14 protein-coding genes are annotated in these 15763 nt (G+C 65.5%); 9 read left to right on the plus strand and 5 right to left on the minus strand.

The genetic code is table 11. The annotated features are described in order from the left end of the window. The first annotated feature begins 329 nt into the window (after positions 1–329). The 4 genes from ACCD03_RS16360 (at position 330) to ACCD03_RS16375 (ending at position 4754) form a co-directional block, all read left to right on the plus strand. Positions 330–1418 (plus strand): ABC transporter ATP-binding protein, encoded by a 1089-nt coding sequence (locus ACCD03_RS16360; protein WP_413412293.1) that lies wholly within the window; start codon positions 330–332, stop codon positions 1416–1418. 71 nt (positions 1419–1489) lie between these two features. Continuing rightward, positions 1490–2530, plus strand: coding sequence for an ABC transporter substrate-binding protein (locus ACCD03_RS16365; protein WP_092970280.1), 1041 nt, complete (start codon positions 1490–1492; stop codon positions 2528–2530). A 103-nt stretch (positions 2531–2633) separates the two neighbouring features. After that, on the plus strand, positions 2634–3902 hold the full coding sequence (locus ACCD03_RS16370; RefSeq protein ID WP_413412294.1) for an ABC transporter permease: 1269 nt from the start codon (positions 2634–2636) through the stop codon (positions 3900–3902). A gap of 15 nt (positions 3903–3917) precedes the next feature. Continuing rightward, positions 3918–4754 carry an ABC transporter permease gene (locus ACCD03_RS16375; RefSeq protein ID WP_045206296.1) on the plus strand — a complete coding sequence of 279 codons (837 nt, stop codon included), beginning with the start codon at positions 3918–3920 and terminating at the stop codon, positions 4752–4754. 631 nt (positions 4755–5385) lie between these two features. On the opposite strand, the gene ACCD03_RS16380 is transcribed toward ACCD03_RS16375, so the two are convergent. After that, on the minus strand, positions 5386–6477 hold the full coding sequence (locus tag ACCD03_RS16380) for an ABC transporter substrate-binding protein (protein WP_413412295.1): 1092 nt from the start codon (positions 6475–6477) through the stop codon (positions 5386–5388). Positions 6478–6760: 283 nt separating this feature from the next. Here ACCD03_RS16380 and ACCD03_RS16385 point away from each other — a divergent pair, with 283 nt between their 5' ends. After that, positions 6761–7558: an AraC family transcriptional regulator gene (locus ACCD03_RS16385; protein ID WP_253542070.1), complete on the plus strand. Its 798-nt coding sequence runs from the start codon at positions 6761–6763 to the stop codon at positions 7556–7558. Between the two features lie 30 nt (positions 7559–7588). Here the strand turns inward: ACCD03_RS16385 and ACCD03_RS16390 are convergent, their stop codons facing one another. After that, positions 7589–8896 carry an ATP-binding protein gene (locus ACCD03_RS16390; protein WP_325653265.1) on the minus strand — a complete coding sequence of 436 codons (1308 nt, stop codon included), beginning with the start codon at positions 8894–8896 and terminating at the stop codon, positions 7589–7591. 3 nt (positions 8897–8899) lie between these two features. Further along, complete coding sequence (locus tag ACCD03_RS16395; RefSeq protein ID WP_045206826.1) at positions 8900–9631, minus strand: response regulator transcription factor; 732 nt, start codon at positions 9629–9631, stop codon at positions 8900–8902. A 202-nt stretch (positions 9632–9833) separates the two neighbouring features. Between ACCD03_RS16395 and ACCD03_RS16400 the strand changes: the two genes are divergently transcribed. Further along, the gene (locus ACCD03_RS16400; protein WP_413412296.1) at positions 9834–10631 is read left to right on the plus strand and encodes a MipA/OmpV family protein; all 798 of its coding nucleotides are present in this window, start codon (positions 9834–9836) and stop codon (positions 10629–10631) included. 12 nt (positions 10632–10643) lie between these two features. Here ACCD03_RS16400 and ACCD03_RS16405 read toward each other — a convergent pair whose 3' ends face one another. After that, a complete protein-coding gene (locus tag ACCD03_RS16405; protein WP_413412297.1) occupies positions 10644–11564 on the minus strand; it encodes an alpha/beta fold hydrolase in 921 nt (306 codons plus the stop codon). Positions 11565–11676: 112 nt separating this feature from the next. Here ACCD03_RS16405 and ACCD03_RS16410 point away from each other — a divergent pair, with 112 nt between their 5' ends. Together ACCD03_RS16410 and ACCD03_RS16415 are read left to right on the plus strand one after the other, a co-directional pair. Then, positions 11677–12630, plus strand: a complete 954-nt coding sequence (locus ACCD03_RS16410; protein ID WP_413412298.1) for a helix-turn-helix domain-containing protein — start codon at positions 11677–11679, stop codon at positions 12628–12630. An 89-nt stretch (positions 12631–12719) separates the two neighbouring features. Then, positions 12720–13496 (plus strand): PepSY-associated TM helix domain-containing protein, encoded by a 777-nt coding sequence (locus ACCD03_RS16415; protein ID WP_413412299.1) that lies wholly within the window; start codon positions 12720–12722, stop codon positions 13494–13496. A gap of 56 nt (positions 13497–13552) precedes the next feature. Here the strand turns inward: ACCD03_RS16415 and ACCD03_RS16420 are convergent, their stop codons facing one another. Beyond that, on the minus strand, positions 13553–14473 hold the full coding sequence (locus tag ACCD03_RS16420) for a MurR/RpiR family transcriptional regulator (protein ID WP_413412300.1): 921 nt from the start codon (positions 14471–14473) through the stop codon (positions 13553–13555). 230 nt (positions 14474–14703) lie between these two features. Between ACCD03_RS16420 and ACCD03_RS16425 the strand changes: the two genes are divergently transcribed. Then, positions 14704–15750, plus strand: coding sequence for a porin (locus ACCD03_RS16425; RefSeq protein WP_413412301.1), 1047 nt, complete (start codon positions 14704–14706; stop codon positions 15748–15750). The last annotated feature ends 13 nt before the right edge of the window (positions 15751–15763 follow it).

Below are 15763 nucleotides of genomic sequence, written 5' to 3' on the forward strand. Positions count from 1 at the left end.
CTCGCTGTTCCGCCAAAATTGGTTCCATCCGCGCTCTGTTATGCCCGCCGCACGTGGGCTGGCGTACGACCTAAACTCAAACACGTCGACGCGACGGCACGATCGGCCGCCGAGCTTGCTCGGGCAAGGCATCCGGGGTTTTCCCTATTGTGGTGCCACGGGCCGCACGCCCGTAGGCCGCGCGTGAGGTGCCGCCAAAAATGGCTCCATCAAATAACCAGGATTGGGTCCACTTTGCAGAACAATGAGCCGCTATAGTCCATCAACAATTCGTCACAACACGGCATGTTGACCGACCCGGAAGGATCGGAGAACGGCAGGAGGCAGCAATGAAGACCGACGACGTGATCGTCAGCTTTCGCGGTGTACGCAAGACGTATGACGGCGAGACCCTCGTGGTCAAGCATCTGGACCTGGACATCTACCAGGGTGAGTTCCTGACCCTGCTCGGCCCCTCCGGCTCGGGCAAGACCACGTGCCTGATGATGCTGGCGGGGTTCGAATTCCCGACCGGCGGTGAGATCCGGCTGGAAGGCGCCCTGCTCAACAACGTGCCGCCGCACAAGCGCAACATCGGCATGGTGTTCCAGAACTACGCGCTGTTTCCGCACCTGACGGTGGCGCAGAACGTGGAATACCCGCTGACGGTGCGCAAGATCTCCGCTAGCGAGCGTGCAGACCGCGTGCACAAGGCCCTGCAGATGGTTCGCATGGAAGGCTTTGCCAAGCGCTACCCGGCGCAGCTCTCGGGCGGCCAGCAGCAGCGCATTGCACTGGCGCGCGCGCTGGTGTTCGAGCCCAAGCTTGTGCTGATGGACGAACCGCTGGGCGCACTCGACAAGCAACTGCGTGAACACATGCAGTACGAGCTGAAATCGCTGCACGAAAAACTCGGCGTGACCTTCGTCTACGTGACGCACGACCAGGGCGAGGCGCTCACCATGTCCGACCGCGTGGCCGTGTTCGACAAGGGCATCGTGCAGCAGCTCGACACGGTGGACAGCCTCTACGAACGCCCCTGCAACGAGTTCGTCGCCAACTTCATCGGCGACAGCAACACGCTGCGCGGCACCGTCACCCGCGTCGAAGGCGACTACTGCGAACTGCAACTGAACGACGGCGCCCGCATCATGGGCCGCAATATCGCCGGCGCCAATGTGGGCGCCACCGCCACTGGCTGCATCCGCCCCGAGCGCATGCGCCTGGCCGAGGGCGCCTCCGCTGCCGGCAATGCGCTGCTGGGCCAGACACGCGGCCTCGTCTACTTTGGCGACCACGTGCGCATGCGCTGCGCCCTGCCCGATCAGCCCGAATGTTTCGTGAAGGTGCCGCTGGGCACGCGCGCGCTCGAAGGCTTCGCGCCGGGCGCACCGATCCAGCTTGAGTTCGCACCCGAACACCTGCGCGTTTTTGCATGACGCACGCGGGCAACCCTGCCCGCATGCCAAGACCACACGTTGTACCCACACGCCAATAAGAGGAGCCAGGAATGAAACACATCGCAAAGACGCGTTTGAGCATGCTTGCCGGCGCGTTCGCCATTGCATTCGGCGCGCATGCTGCGGAAATCACCGTCGTCAACTTCGGCGGCGCCAATGGTGACGCGCAGAAGGCCGCCTTCAACAAGCCTTTCGAAGCGCAGACCGGCAACAAGGTCACCGTGGTCGAGTACAACGGCGAGCAGGCCAAGATCAAGGCCATGGTCGAAGCCAAGCACGTCAACTGGGACGTGGTGGAAGTCGAATCGGGCGACATCGGCCGCGGCTGCGATGAAGGCCTGTTCGAGAAGCTCGACTGGAGCAAGATCGCCAAGAAGAGCGATCTGATCCCCGAGTCGCCGAGCACCTGCGGCGTGGGCTTCTTCGTGTGGTCGACCGCGATGGCGTACAACGCCGACAAGCTCAAGACTGCCCCCACCGGCTGGGCCGATTTCTGGGACGTGAAGAAATTCCCGGGCAAGCGCGGCATGCGCAAGGGTGCACGCGGCAACCTGGAATTCGCATTGATGGCCGACGGCGTGCCCGTGAAGGACGTCTACAAGGTGCTCGCCACCAAGGACGGCCAGAACCGCGCGTTCAAGAAGCTCGACCAGCTCAAGGCGAACATCCAGTGGTGGGAAGCTGGCGCGCAGCCGCCGCAGTTCCTGGTGGCGGGTGACGTGGTGATGTCCACCGCCTTCAACGGCCGCATCGACGCCGCGCAGCGCGAAGGCAAGAACCTGAAGGTGGTCTGGAACGGCAGCATCTACGACCTGGACTACTGGGCCATCCCCAAGGGCACGCCCAACAAGGCGCTGGCCGAGCAGTACATCGCCTACACGCTGTCGCAGAAGCCGCAGCAGGAATACGCCAAGCACATCGCGTATGGCCCGGCCAACGTAGCGGCCATCAAGGCGCTGGACGCGAAGACGCAGGCCAACATGCCGAACTCGCCGGAGAACGCCAAGAACGCCGTGCTGCAGAACCTGCAATTCTGGACCGACCACGGTGACGAGCTGGAACAGCGCTTCGCCTCGTGGGCTTCGAAGTAACCGCATAGCGGTGTAACGCAGTGACCGCGCGGATGCCCTCGCCCTATGGCAAGGCATCCGCCGGACGAATTCCCGTAGCGATGGCGAGGCAGCATTGAACACCATGACGATCGCGGCTGAATCGGTTCCTGATTCGACGGCCAAACTCAAACGCGAGTTGAAGAGCGCTGAGGCGCGCAGGCGTGCCATGGCGCTGGCGCTGGTGGCGCCGCTCGCCATCTTCCTGCTGCTCATCTTTGTCGTGCCGATCGGCGCCCTGCTCACGCGCGCCGTGCAGAACCCCGAGGTGGCCGATGCGCTGCCCAAGACGGTCATCGCCCTCAAAGACTGGGACCGCAAGAGCCCGCCGGCCGACGCCGCCTATGCCGCGCTTGCCGCAGACCTCACGATCGTGAGCGAAGGTGAAGCGATGGGCGCACTGGCCCGCCGCCTCAACACTGAAATCCCGGGCTTCCGCTCGCTGGTTGCCAAGACGGCGCGCGCCATGCCGCTGGCTGACGACCAAGGCAAGCCATTGGCGCTGACGCCTGCCCAGACCCGCGCCAAGCTCCTCGAACTCGACGACCGCTGGGGCGATGTCACGTACTGGCAGGCCATCGCCAAGAACAGCAGCCGCACGTCGCCGTTCTACCTGCTAGCCGCGCTGGACCACCGGCAAGATGCCTTCGGCCATATTGAAGCGACCGACCCCGACGAGCAGATCTACGTGACGGTGTTCATCCGCACCTTCGTCATCAGCGCGATGGTCACGTTGTTCGCACTGCTGCTGGGCTACCCGCTGTCGTACTGGATCGCCTCGCTGCCGGAGCGCCGTGCCAATCTGGTCATGGTGATGGTGCTGATCCCGTTCTGGACGTCCATCCTCGTGCGCGTGGCAGCGTGGATCGTGCTGCTGCAGACCGAAGGCCTCATCAACCACGGGCTGATGGACCTCGGCATCATCAAGGAGCCGCTTGCGCTGCTGTTCAACCGCGTGGGCGTGTACATCTCGATGACGCACATCCTGCTGCCGTTCATGATCCTGCCGCTGTACAGCGTGATGAAGTCGATCCCGCCCACGTACCAGCGCGCTGCGGTGTCGCTGGGCAGCCATCCGTTTGCCGCGTTCTGGCGCGTGTACGTGCCGCAGACGTATCCGGGCATCGGGGCCGGCGCGCTGCTGGTGTTCATCCTCGCGCTGGGCTACTACATCACGCCGGCGCTGTTGGGCGGCCCGAACGATCAGATGGTCAGCTATTACGTGGCCTACTTCACCAACGTCACCATCAACTGGGGCATGGCCTGCGCGCTGGGCGCCCTGCTCTTGCTGGCCACACTCGTGCTGTACGCGGTGTACGGGCGCTTTACGCGGCCCAAGGTTCGTGTCGGCTAACGGAGAACATCGACCATGAAACTCGCCAAACCGATGTTTGCCCCGCACACCTCGCTCACTGAGCGCATCTGGTACTTCACGCTGCGTGGCCTGGCCGTGCTGACGTTGCTCTACCTTGTGCTGCCGGTGCTGGTGATCGTGCCGCTGTCGTTCTCGTCGAGCACGTTCCTCTCGTACCCGATCCCGAGCTATTCGCTGCGCTGGTATCAGAACCTCGTCACGTCTGACGAATGGCGCATGGCGGCCAAGAACAGCTTCATCGTCGCGCCCGCAGCCACGATCGTGGCAACGGTGCTGGGCACGCTGGCCGCCATCGGGCTGAACAAGGCCGACTTCCGTGGCAAGGGCTTGCTGATGGCGGTGCTGGTGTCACCGATGATCGTGCCGGTGGTGGTGGTCGGCGTGGGCATGTATCTGTTCTTCGCGCCGCTGGGCCTGGCCAACACGTATATCGGGCTGATCCTCGCGCATGCAGCGCTGGGCGTGCCGTTTGTGGTGACGACGGTGCTGGCGACGCTGCAAGGGTTCAACCACAACCTCGTGCGGGCGAGCTTGTCGCTGGGTGCCAACCCGGTCATGACGTTCTTCCGCATCACGCTGCCCGTCATCGCACCGGGCGTGATTTCCGGGGCGCTGTTTGCGTTTGCCACGTCGTTTGATGAAGTGGTGGTCACGCTCTTCCTTGCGGGGGCGGATCAGGTGACGCTGCCGCGTCAGATGTTTACCGGTATTCGCGAGAACATCTCGCCGACGATTGCGGCGCTGGCGACGATTCTGATTGTGTTCTCGACGGGTCTGCTGCTGACGTTTGAGTGGTTGCGGGGGCGGGCTGCGGCTAAGGCGGTGGCGTAAGTTTTTTTCGGTTTTTGGTTGTTTGGGCTTCTGGCCGGCGTTTGTTTCTTGTGGTGCATCCCCTGTTTCATCCCCTGCCGGGGCTGACTCACTTTCTTTGTCTTGCCAAAGAAAGTAAGCAAAGAAAGGCGCGCCCGATGCGGCGAAAGACTCCTTGAATTTATGTCGCAAGGAGGGGAAGGGAAAAACTCGCTGCGCTCAAACAGTTTCCCTTCCTTTTTCCTCCTTGCAACAGAAATTCAAGGCGCCGCATAGGGCTGGGAAAGTCAAAGACAAAAGCCAAACATTCTGGGCGCCCGCCTAAACGAAAAGGCCAACCGCGCGATGGGTTGGCCTTTTTCTTTTGACGTTGAGCCCTTGATGGCGCCTTGAATTTTTGTGAGCGGGCGGATAAAGGAAGGAGGCTTGTCTGAGCGAAGCGAGTTTGCCTCCTTCCCCGCACGGTCACACAAATTCAAGGGGATGTCGCCATCTCGGGCGCGCCTTTCTTTTGCTTACTTTTCTTTGGCAAGACAAAGAAAAGTAAGTCGGTCCCGGCAGGGAACGAAAGGGGGATGGACCACCAACAAAAAAATCCCCCCTCCGAGTCCCAAACTCCGAATTCGCCATAACAAACCGTGCAGACCCAGCCTTACTGAATCACCAGCCCATTCGGCCCCACCACCCCCAGTTCCACATAGTTCGAACCGGGCCGCGTGCGGTCGGAAAAGTCCACCATAAACCCGCCACCCACATCGAAATTGCGCAAGTGGGCCAGCTCGCGGCGCACCTGGTCACGCGTGGGCTTGGGGCCCGCGCGGCGCACGGCTTCGGCCAGCACCTTGGCGGCCACAAAACCTTCCACCGCCCGGAATGAAAGTTCGACATCTCTCGCACCCACGGCGGCGCGTGCGCGGTTGAATTCGCGGATGAGGGGGTTGACGCCCTTGCTCGGGTTCGGCACCACAAGCGCCAGCGAATAGCCGCGCACCGCATCGATGCCGGCCACCTTGAGCAGAATGCCCGGGTCGATGGACGACAGCCCCAGGAGTTGCGCACCGCCGCCGCGCGCGCGGTATTGCTTGATGAACTGCGCGGCAGGCTCCGCCGTGGCGCCCAGGAAAATGGCCTGCACATCGGTGCCGAGCAGCTTGTCGACAGCGGCGCTCACCGAGGCCGTATTGCGCGGGTACGAGGCGGTGGCAGCAATCGTGAGCTTGTACGGCTTGAGCGTGCGCTCCACGCCGGCCAGCACTTCCTTGCCCAGCGCATCGTCCTGATGCAGCACGCCGATGCGCGTAACGCCGATTGTGACCAGCGCCCCCACCATCTTGTCCATCTCCTGCTGGTAGCTGGCCTTGATGGGGAAGACCAACGGATCGCCGGTCATGCTGGAGGCCCCCGTGGCGGGCCCGACCAGCGGCAGGTTGGCTTCAGCCAGCACGCCGCTGCGCATGAGCGCTTCCACGTTGGCAGTGCCGACCACGGTGAGCGCCGCCACGGGGTTGTCGATCTTGGCCATGTCGCGCACGTTGCGCAGCGTCTGCTCGACTTTCTGCTCGTCGTCGCGGGCGACCAGGCGGATGGTCTCGCCGTTGATGCCGCCGTCGAGGTTGAGCCAGTCGAAATACAGGCGTGCCCCGGCATTGAGCGCCCGCCCCGTCGCGGCTTGTGTACCGGACAGCGGCAAGGACTGGATGATGCTGATGTCGGCGCGGGCGGCCGGCGCTGTCAACGCAGCCATGCATGCCACACACGTGGCAAGCGCGGCCCACGGCCGCAACCATCCCATCGCCCCGCGCGCCCCCCGGCTACGCGTGTGATTTCCCGTTTGCATTGTTCGCACCCATGTCGCCGCGTGCCTCGTGGGCAACGGCGTTTTTTGTCGAGACCGCTTGAGCGATCCGCTTTGTTGTGTGGCGCCAGACATCTCCAGCGCCGGGCGATAGCCTGCCATCGACATCTGGCTTCGACAAGTCCTGTCGGCGCATTTACACTGGCCCGACCGTTTCTGTCGCAAACCCGCCATGCCACAGCGCATCCTGCCAACCGATATTGAAGGCCGCACGCCGCCGTCAGCGGCGCATCCGGTGCGGCTTTACACGCGGCAGATGGACGCCAACACGCGGTTTCCGCGCCACACGCATCCGTGGGCGCAGGTGGCGTATAGCCACAACAGTGTGCTGCGCGTGCAGGCCGGCGACACCGCCTGGGTGGTGCCGCCCTCGCGGGCGATCTGGATTCCGCCCGGCATCGAGCATGAGGTGTGGGTGGTCGAAGCCGCCTTCCTGCGCACGCTGTATGCCGACCCGTCCGTGGTGACCGGCGCGCTGGCGCAATGCCGCGTGATGGAGGTGTCGCCGCTGCTGCGCGAGCTGATTGCCGCGATGGACGTGCGCCAGCCGCTGCCGGCCGCGCGCGAGCAGGCGCTGGCCATGCTCATCCTCGACGAGCTGCGCCGCAGCGCCCCGCTGCCGCTGGATTTGCCCATGCCCGCCGACAAGCGCCTGCGCGCCCTGTGCGAACGCGTAATGGCCGACCCGGGCACCCCGCTCACCTTCGACGCGCTCGCCCGCGATGTAGGCGCCAGCGCCCGCACGCTGGCGCGGCGCTTCCGAGACGAGCTGGGCGTGAGCTTTTCACAGTGGCGCCAGCAGGCCGTGCTGGCCAGCGCCATCCCGATGATGTCGCAGGGCATGCCGCTGTCGCGCGTGGCGCAGGAGCTTGGCTACAACAGCCAGAGCGCGTTCTCTGCGATGTTCCGCCGGGCGTTCGGCAGCAGCCCGAGCGCGTTTCTGCATCGACCGGGCGGCGATGACGCCTAGCCCCCCAAAATGGAGACGGTCCTGCCGCGCCTACAGCGGCGGAATTTCCATCGCAGGCAGCAGCACAGCAAACCGCGCACCGCCTGCCGCTGCCGCATCGAGGCGGACCTCGCCACCATGCACCAGCGCAATACGCCGCACGATCGCCAGCCCTAGGCCGAAGCCCCCGGTGTGGCGGTCGCGGCTGGCATCCAAGCGCAGGAACGGCTCGAACACGCGCGCGCGATCCGGCTCGGGAATGCCGGGGCCGTCGTCTTCCACCGTCAGGCGCAGCGCACCGGCGGAGCCCGCTTCGGCACGGATGGTGATGGTGTTGCTGGCATAGCGCGCGGCATTGCGGATCAGGTTGAGCAGCGCACGCGCCAGCAGGCGGGGGTCGCACACGTGGTGGGCGGGGGCGGCATCGGCATGCACGGCCAGGGTGAGTTGGCGATCGGCCACGTCGTTGGCGACGCTGGCGACCACGCTGTCGAGCCATTCTCCCAGGGCCACGCGCATCAGCACGAGGTGCGTGGCGCCCTGCTCCAGACGGCTCAACGCGAGCAGCTCGCTAACCAGTTCATCAAGTTCGCGCACGTCACGGCGCAGCGCATCGAGCCGCACGTTGCGCTGTGCTTCCGACTCGGGCGACTGCAGCAGCGCGATGCCGAATTCCAGCCGTGCAATCGGCGTCTTCAGCTCGTGCGAGATGCCGTTCATCATCTCGCGCTGGTGCTGGATTGAGCCCTGGATGCGCTCGGCCATCTCATCGAACTGGCGCGCCAGTGCATACACGTTCGAGCGCTTGCGCAAATTGGCGCGTGTCGCCAGCTTTCCAGCGCCGAAGCCGCGCGCCGCATCTTCCAGCACGCGCAGGTCACGCCAATGCATCCAGACCCAGAGCAGCAGCGGCAGCAGCGCGGCAATGGCGATCAGCGAATAGGCGATCAACTGGATGCCGAGGTAGTCCATGTCCTCGCTGTGGGCGTGCAGCACCGTGCCGTCGCGCAGCGGCAAGTAGTAATCCTTGCCGTTGGTCATCAGCACGAGCTTGTGCTCAGCCAGATCACGCCGCTGCTGCGCCGAGAAATCCGGCACGGTATCCGCATCGATGATGTCGAACGTCTCCCACGCGTTCTTGTTCAAGCGCGCGATGGCGGCATCGCGGCTGGCAGGATCGGCGCGATCGGCGTGGTCGAGGTACTCCTGCAGGACGAAGGCGTAACCCTTGCGCACTTCGCGCTCGCCGTGCGTAAGCGTGTCGTGGAACATCCACACGAACGACTTGTTCACGCCGATCAGCGCGAGCGCGGCCGCCACAACAACCATTGCGTACAGCTTCAGTAACGACTTGAGCATGGTTCAGTCCTCCCACGCCGACGGGCTGAACAGATAGCCGCGTCCCCAGATCGTCTTGATCTTGTGCGGCTCGGGCGAGGCATCGCCAAAGCGGCGGCGCAGGCGCGAGATGCCCGAGTCGACGGTACGGTCCAACCCGTCGAACTCGATGCCGCGCAACTGCTTGAGGATGTCGTCGCGGCTGAGCACGGTGCCGGCGGCGCGCGCCAGGATCAGCAGCAGGTTGAACTCCGCCGTCTTGAGGTCGACCGGCTGGCCGCGCCAGGTGACGGCGCGGTTGGGTGGCGAGATGGCGAGTTCGCCAAAGACAAGCGTGTCGTCGCGCGGCGCCACCGGCTCGGACGTCGACATGGCCGGCACCGAACGGCGAAGCAGCGCGCGGGCCCGGGCAACGAGCAGGCGCGGCTCGATCGGCTTGAGCACGTAGTCGTCGGCGCCGATCTCCAGCCCGGCCACCTGGTCGTACGTATCCACACGCGCGGTCAGGATCAGCACCGGCACGCGCGAGAACGCGCGGATACGCCGGCACACTTCCATGCCGTCCATGTGCGGCAGCATCAGGTCCAGGATCACCAGCGCAGGCTGGTGTTCGCGCACGGCGGCCACGGCGATGTCGCCACGGCGCACCACTTCGACTGCAAATTCATAGTTGCCCAGGTATTCGCTGACCAGCTGCGCGAGGCGGTCGTCGTCTTCGATCAGCAGCACCTTGGTCTTGAGCGGCGCGTCGGTCATCGCGGTCATCGCCCGTACCCCCGTTTCTTCTTGTGTTGGCGCGCAGTGTACGGCGATGGCCTTGCGAGCGGATGGGGCGGAGAAACTTGCAGACACTCACGCACAATTGCGCACAACTTCCCGGCAATTTCCAGACAGACGTGCGCGTGGCATCTCGCCAGACTGCGGGCTCTCTCTCAAGAGGTCCAACAAGAGGTCCTACGTGCTCACTCGTCTCTCCCCTCGATTCTCCATCGCCTATCTGGCCGTGCTCTCGGGCATGTGGCTGTCGCCGTCTTCGGTGTATGCCGACGATGCGTCGTATTCGCTGTCGCTCAACGCCGGCGTGGCGCCGCGCTACCAAGGCAGCAAGCAGTACGCCATGACGGCCGGCCCCGGCTTGCGGGCAGATTTCGGCAACGGCTGGTTCATCGACCCGACCCAGGGCGGCGCGGGCTATGCCATCCGCTTCCTGAACGGCATGTTCGCATCGGCCGCGCTGTCGTACGACCCGGGCCGCTCCGACACCAACCGTTACGGCCGCCCCGGCTCGGATCACCTCAAGGGCATGGGTACCGTCAAGGGCTCGCTGCTGGGCGTGTTCACGGTGGGCAGCAAGCTGATCGGCGACACCACGGGCAGCGCCACGCTGGAAGTGCCCATCACCAACCGCGAGCGCGGCTGGTCGGGCCACATCGACGTGGCGGCACCGGTCGTGAGCTGGGGCAGCGACAAGATCACCGTCAGCCCGAGCCTGCATTTCGGCTCCAGCAAGTACATGCAGACGTACTTCGGGGTGACGCCGCAGCAGTCGGCCAACAGCGGCTTCGCCCAGTACAGCGCGGGCAGCGGCCTGCAAGCCGCCACGCTCACGGTGGCCTGGACACACGAGTTTTCGCGCCACTGGGCGGTGCAGACGGCGATCGGCACCTCGCACCTCTTGGGCAACGCGGCGAAGAGCCCGATTGTGCAGAACAAGCAGAGTTACTTTGGCGGCACGGGCGTCGTCTACACCTTCTAAGCGCTCCCCAGCTCAAACGAGGGCATCGAGCCACGCCACTGTTTCACGCCACCATGGCGCACCGGACGTTGCCCGGAAGAAGCCCATGTGGCCGACGCCCTTTTCACCCAGCGCTGCGCCGCCCACTTGTCGGCGCGTCACGCGCGTGGCGGGAAACTGCGCGACCAGCGCATCGATGGCGTTAGCGGGTGCCAACGGGTCATCGTCAAAACCCCAGGTGAGCAGCGGCACGGCGAGCCTCGGGTAACGCGAGGTATCCAGCCCCGCACGCCGCGCGAAGAGGTAGCCGCGCCGGCGGGCAAAGCGCGCCCAATCACCCAGGATGGCGGCCGGAATCGACATCGGCCCCATGCCGACGGCCGCCAGCGGCAGCATGCCACCGCGCACGCGCGCCACCGCCAAGGGAATCCGCACACGCAGCAGCCAGGCAAATTGCGGACGGGCCAGCGGCCCGCGCCACGGCCACAGCCGCGCATCTGCCAGCGGCACCGCTACGTGCGCCAGCGCATCGGCATGCACGATGTGCGGTGCCAGCCCCGCCAGTTGCCCGCCCGCGCTGTGGCCGAGCACGACCAGCTTGCGGCCGCTGCAGCCTTCGGGGACGAGCGTGTCGTGCACCCATTTCAGCACGGCGTCGATGTCCTGCCGGCCCCAATCGGCAAAGCGCGGCGTGCCGGGGCCGGTCGCGGCCGCCTCGCCAATACCGCGGTAGTCGAACGTCACCACGCGCCAGCCAGCCAGGCACAGGGCCCGCGCAAACGCCGCGTAGAACTGGCGCGGCACGCCCAGCGCCGAGCAGATCACCACCGTGCCGCGCGCACCCAGCCCAGGGCTGGTGACGGTCACAGGCAGCGTCCAGCCGTCGGCCGTGCGGACGTGGTCGTCGCGGGTGGGAAGGGCATCGGCGGGGTAGTCGATCGGTTCGCGCTGCATGGGCACTCCGCTCGGGGTCTTGGGATGGGCTCAGTATTGGCGCCGCGTCGAACGGTCACAATTACGCGACAGGTAATCGCGGCAGCTACCTGACTCTGCTTCAATAGGTGACATGACATCCGCCAAGCCTGCCTCCTCATCCTCGTCTTCGTCCGCCACCGACGACACCCTCATGCTTGAAGACGCCGAAGCCGCCCAAGTGGCGATCGAGCCGCCGCAAGCAGCGCTGTCGCGCTTTCCGCAGTTGCTGCGCTTCTGGCGCACGCGGCGCGGGTATAGCCAACTGGCGCTGGCCCTGGCAGCGGGCGTGTCGCAACGGCACGTGAGCTTTCTGGAATCCGCGCGCGCGGCGCCCAGCCGGAACATGATCCTGCAACTGGCAGAGGAGCTGAACGTGCCGCTGCGCCATCGCAACCAGATGCTGCTGGCGGCCGGTTTCGCGCCCGCCTATTCCGAGCAGGGCCTCGCCACGCCGGCTGACGAGACCTCGCCGATGATGCAGGCGGTGCGTCATGCCGTGAAGCTGATCCTTGATAAGCAGGCGCCGTATCCGGCCATCGTGCTCGACCGTTTCTGGCATGTGCTCGATGCCAATGCCGCGCATCGCCGCCTGATGCGCTGGGCCATCGGCGATGACCGGTCCGAAGGCGCACCGGGCGCCGTCAACATGATGAAACTGGTATTCGACCCGACTGCGCTGTGGCCGGCCATCGCCAACCGCGATGTCGTCGGCCGCTACCTGGCACGGCGCGTGCGGCAGGAGCTGGCGCTGCAAGCCATCGACCCCGCCACGCAGCGGCTGCTGCACGACATCCGCGCGATGCAACCGGCGCTGTTCGATGCGGCGGATGCGCCGGCCTCCCCCGCCGCGCCCGCACACGATGCCGGCGATCCGCCGCCGTTCCTGCCAATTTCGCTGCAGCACGACGGCGTGACGATCTCGCTGTTCTCCACGCTCACCACGCTGGGCACCCCGCGCGATGCGGGGCTGCAGGAGATGCGCATCGAGTGCTTTTATCCAGCGGATGAGGCGTCGCGGCGGGCGCTGGAGCGTATTACGCTGTAAGTTGCACCCGATTGCAACGAGAATCATTCTCATCTATATTGGCCGGTCGATTGCCTCCCTCCGGCGGCCCTTGCGCCGTTTTGTGCTTCATGACCGACCTGTCCCATCCCCCGCTTTCGGCCGAGCCCGCCGCCAATCCGGGCGCCAACGCGCGCCCCGCGAAGGCCAAGTCCGAACACCCTGCCAATCGCCGCGCCACGATCGTCCGCTGGCTGCGCAAGACGCACGGCTGGTTCGGGCTGTGGGGCGCGGTGATGGGTCTGATCTTCGGTGTGTCGGGCATCTGGCTCAATCACCGCGCGGTATTGAAGTTGCCCGTGGCGCAACAGCGCACCAATACGCAGATCGCCCTGCCCGACCCCGTGCCTGCCACGCCTGAAGCGATGGGTGCCTGGCTGCAGCAGACGCTGAACATTCCGGAGCCCGCCACCCGCACGCGCGTAGAAAAAGCCAAGCCGGTAGCCTGGGCCGAGCGCCCTGCCAAGGGTGAGGGCGCCAAGAGCGAGAAGAACGCCGACACCCCGCGCGAACCCGCCGCCAAGCCGCTCATGCAGCCCGAGCAATGGACCTTCAACTTCGGCAGCGCGACCACGCAAATCCAGGCTGAATACTGGGCCGGCAACCGCTCGGTATCGATCCGCCAGACCGACAACGGCTTCCTCGGCACGCTGATGAGCCTGCACAAGGGCGTCGGCATGACGGTACCGTGGATTCTGCTGGTGGATACGCTGGCCGGCTGCCTGATCTTCCTGTCGATCTCGGGCCTGTGGCTGTGGGTCATGACCACCAAGCGCCGCACGGTCGGCTGGACGATCTTCGGGCTGGGGAGTCTGCTGGCGATCGGGCTAGCGATCTCGCGGCTCTGAATGCCGCATTGCAAAGGATGGCGCCTGCGTGGCGCCATTTTTTTCGCCTTCGCCGTTTACGGGCGGTCGACGCTGCGCTCGGTAAGCAGCCGCTGAATCGCACGCATGCGGGAGCGCACCATCTCATCGCGGCGTTGCGCCACGCAGGTCATCAGGATTTCGATGACGGTCAGGTGCACCAGATACGCCTCGGTGCCAACCCGCATCACGGCATCTTCCGGCACGTCCACCGTCAGCGCGATCTGCGCGCGCTCGGCCAGCGGCGTGCCCGCCTGGGTGATGGCGATCACGCACGCACCCTGCTCGGCCGCATAGGCGATCGACTCGAGCAGATACGGCATGCGCCCCACGTGTGAGAACGCCACCACGACGTCGGACGCGCCCAGCATGGCGGCCGACACGAGCTGCAGATGCGCATCAAAGTAGGCGTTGGACGCCAGCCCCAGCCGCATGAGCCGCGCTTGCATGTCGTTCGCCATGAACGATGAGGCCGCACCGGCCGCATAGCAATCGACGCGGCGGGCGCGGGCGATGCGCTCGGCGGCGGCGTCGATTTGTGTGGTGGACAGCGATTCACGCAGCTTGGTCAACGCCCGCGTAGCACCGTCAATGACCTTGCTGGCGACCAGTGCCGGCGGGTCAGCCCGGCCGACATGGCCCGGCAGCGTCGGCTGCGCGTGCGCCAGCTCGGCGGCCAGCGTGGCCTTGAACTCGCGCAAGCCTTCGAAGCCGAGCGCCTGGCACATCCGCACGATGGTCGGCATCGACACGCCGGCGCGCACGGCCAGCGTCTCCACGGATTGTTCGAGCGACAGCTCCGGCGCTTCCAGAATCAACCGCGCCACACCCTGCTGCGCCGGCGAAAGCGCGGGCAGCTTGTCACGCAGGGCGTTGAGCACGGGAACGGAGAGCGATGGCATGGCGGTACGCGGGTGGCGATCAGAAATCAGCGTCGCCAGTGTAGCGGCAGCACCCAAGCACGCTGCTTGCCCGAGGGAAAACCCCCAAGAATCTGTAAGCCGGCGGTTTACGCTCAGCGCCGCTTCCGCGGGCAACGCCCCAACCGGCGCGACGTGTGCGGCGCTTTGCCGGTGCATGCGTAACTTCAACCCTTACAGCGCAGACTTGCCTGAGAGTCGGCCCCCGAGCCAGGCCGGAAAACCCGTTCCGGCCGACACAACAGTCGTTACGACAATAAGGGAGCCACATGACCATTTCGATCCGTTCCATTCCGCTGTCGGCCGTTGCACTGTCGGCGCTGCTAGCCTGCGGCGCCGCGCATGCCCAATCGAGCGTCACGCTGTACGGCGTGATGGAAACCGGCCTGCGCTACAGCACCAACAACGACGCCGACGGCCACGGCAAGGCCGAGATGGCGGGCGGTTACTACAGCGGCAGCCGCTTCGGCATTCGCGGGTCGGAAGACCTTGGCAACGGGCTGAAGGCCGTGTTCCACCTGGTCAGCGGTTTCGCGCCGGACACTGGAGTGGGCTCCACCAACGACATGGGCCTGGGCGGCTACAAACCCACCACGCCGGCAACGTCGCGTCTGTTCGGGCGCCAGGCGTATGTCGGGCTGGAAGGCGGGTTCGGCTCGCTGACGTTCGGCCGGCAAGAAAACCTCGTCTTCAACACGGCCGGCCAGTACGACGCGCTCTCCATCGGCAACCTGGGCGCGACGGCCTGGCACGTGACCGCCACCGGCGTGCGCATCGACAACTCGGTCAAGTACGTGGGAGATTTCAACGGCTGGCGCCCGGGCGTGATGGTCGGCATGGGCGAACAGGCCGGCGCGTTCTCCGCAGGCAACTACAGCGCGCTGTCGCTCAACTACGCCAGCGGCCCGTTCGCCTTCGGCGGCGCGTGGGAGCAGCAAAAAGACCTGCAATCGGTCGGCACCCGCACGTGGACCACCGGCGGCAGCGTGCAGGTCGGCCCCGCCAAACTGATGCTCGGCTACATCAACTACCGAGACGGCACGCCCACCAAGAACGACCTCATCCTCGGCGGCGTGAAATACGACTTCAGCGGACAGTACAACCTGGTGGTGGGCGGCATGGCCACGCGCCAGCGCGACCCCGACGGCCTGCGCTACACCGCCTACGCGATCATGAATTACGTGGTCAGCAAGCGCACGTGGCTGTACGTCGGCATGGACTACACCCACCAGAAGGACGCCGGTACCGTGCTCGCAGCCGCACTGCCGAAGTCCTCGCAGACCGGCGTCATGGTCGGCATGCGCCACGGGTTCTAAAACGAAGACCCGG

The organism is Ralstonia sp. Ralssp135 (genome assembly GCF_047304345.1).
Taxonomy (GTDB): Bacteria; Pseudomonadota; Gammaproteobacteria; order Burkholderiales; family Burkholderiaceae; genus Ralstonia; species Ralstonia chuxiongensis.

Bases quoted from the DNA above. Each gene is read 5' to 3' on its own strand.
- ACCD03_RS16360 (WP_413412293.1), top strand. From the start codon at position 330: ATGAAGACCGACGACGTGATCGTCAGCTTTCGCGGTGTACGCAAGACG.
- ACCD03_RS16365 (WP_092970280.1), top strand. From the start codon at position 1,490: ATGAAACACATCGCAAAGACGCGTTTGAGCATGCTTGCCGGCGCGTTC.
- ACCD03_RS16370 (WP_413412294.1), top strand. From the start codon at position 2,634: ATGACGATCGCGGCTGAATCGGTTCCTGATTCGACGGCCAAACTCAAA.
- ACCD03_RS16375 (WP_045206296.1), top strand. From the start codon at position 3,918: ATGAAACTCGCCAAACCGATGTTTGCCCCGCACACCTCGCTCACTGAG.
- ACCD03_RS16380 (WP_413412295.1), bottom strand. From the start codon at position 6,477: ATGGCTGCGTTGACAGCGCCGGCCGCCCGCGCCGACATCAGCATCATC.
- ACCD03_RS16385 (WP_253542070.1), top strand. From the start codon at position 6,761: ATGCCACAGCGCATCCTGCCAACCGATATTGAAGGCCGCACGCCGCCG.
- ACCD03_RS16390 (WP_325653265.1), bottom strand. From the start codon at position 8,896: ATGCTCAAGTCGTTACTGAAGCTGTACGCAATGGTTGTTGTGGCGGCC.
- ACCD03_RS16395 (WP_045206826.1), bottom strand. From the start codon at position 9,631: ATGACCGACGCGCCGCTCAAGACCAAGGTGCTGCTGATCGAAGACGAC.
- ACCD03_RS16405 (WP_413412297.1), bottom strand. From the start codon at position 11,564: ATGCAGCGCGAACCGATCGACTACCCCGCCGATGCCCTTCCCACCCGC.
- ACCD03_RS16410 (WP_413412298.1), top strand. From the start codon at position 11,677: ATGACATCCGCCAAGCCTGCCTCCTCATCCTCGTCTTCGTCCGCCACC.
- ACCD03_RS16415 (WP_413412299.1), top strand. From the start codon at position 12,720: ATGACCGACCTGTCCCATCCCCCGCTTTCGGCCGAGCCCGCCGCCAAT.
- ACCD03_RS16425 (WP_413412301.1), top strand. From the start codon at position 14,704: ATGACCATTTCGATCCGTTCCATTCCGCTGTCGGCCGTTGCACTGTCG.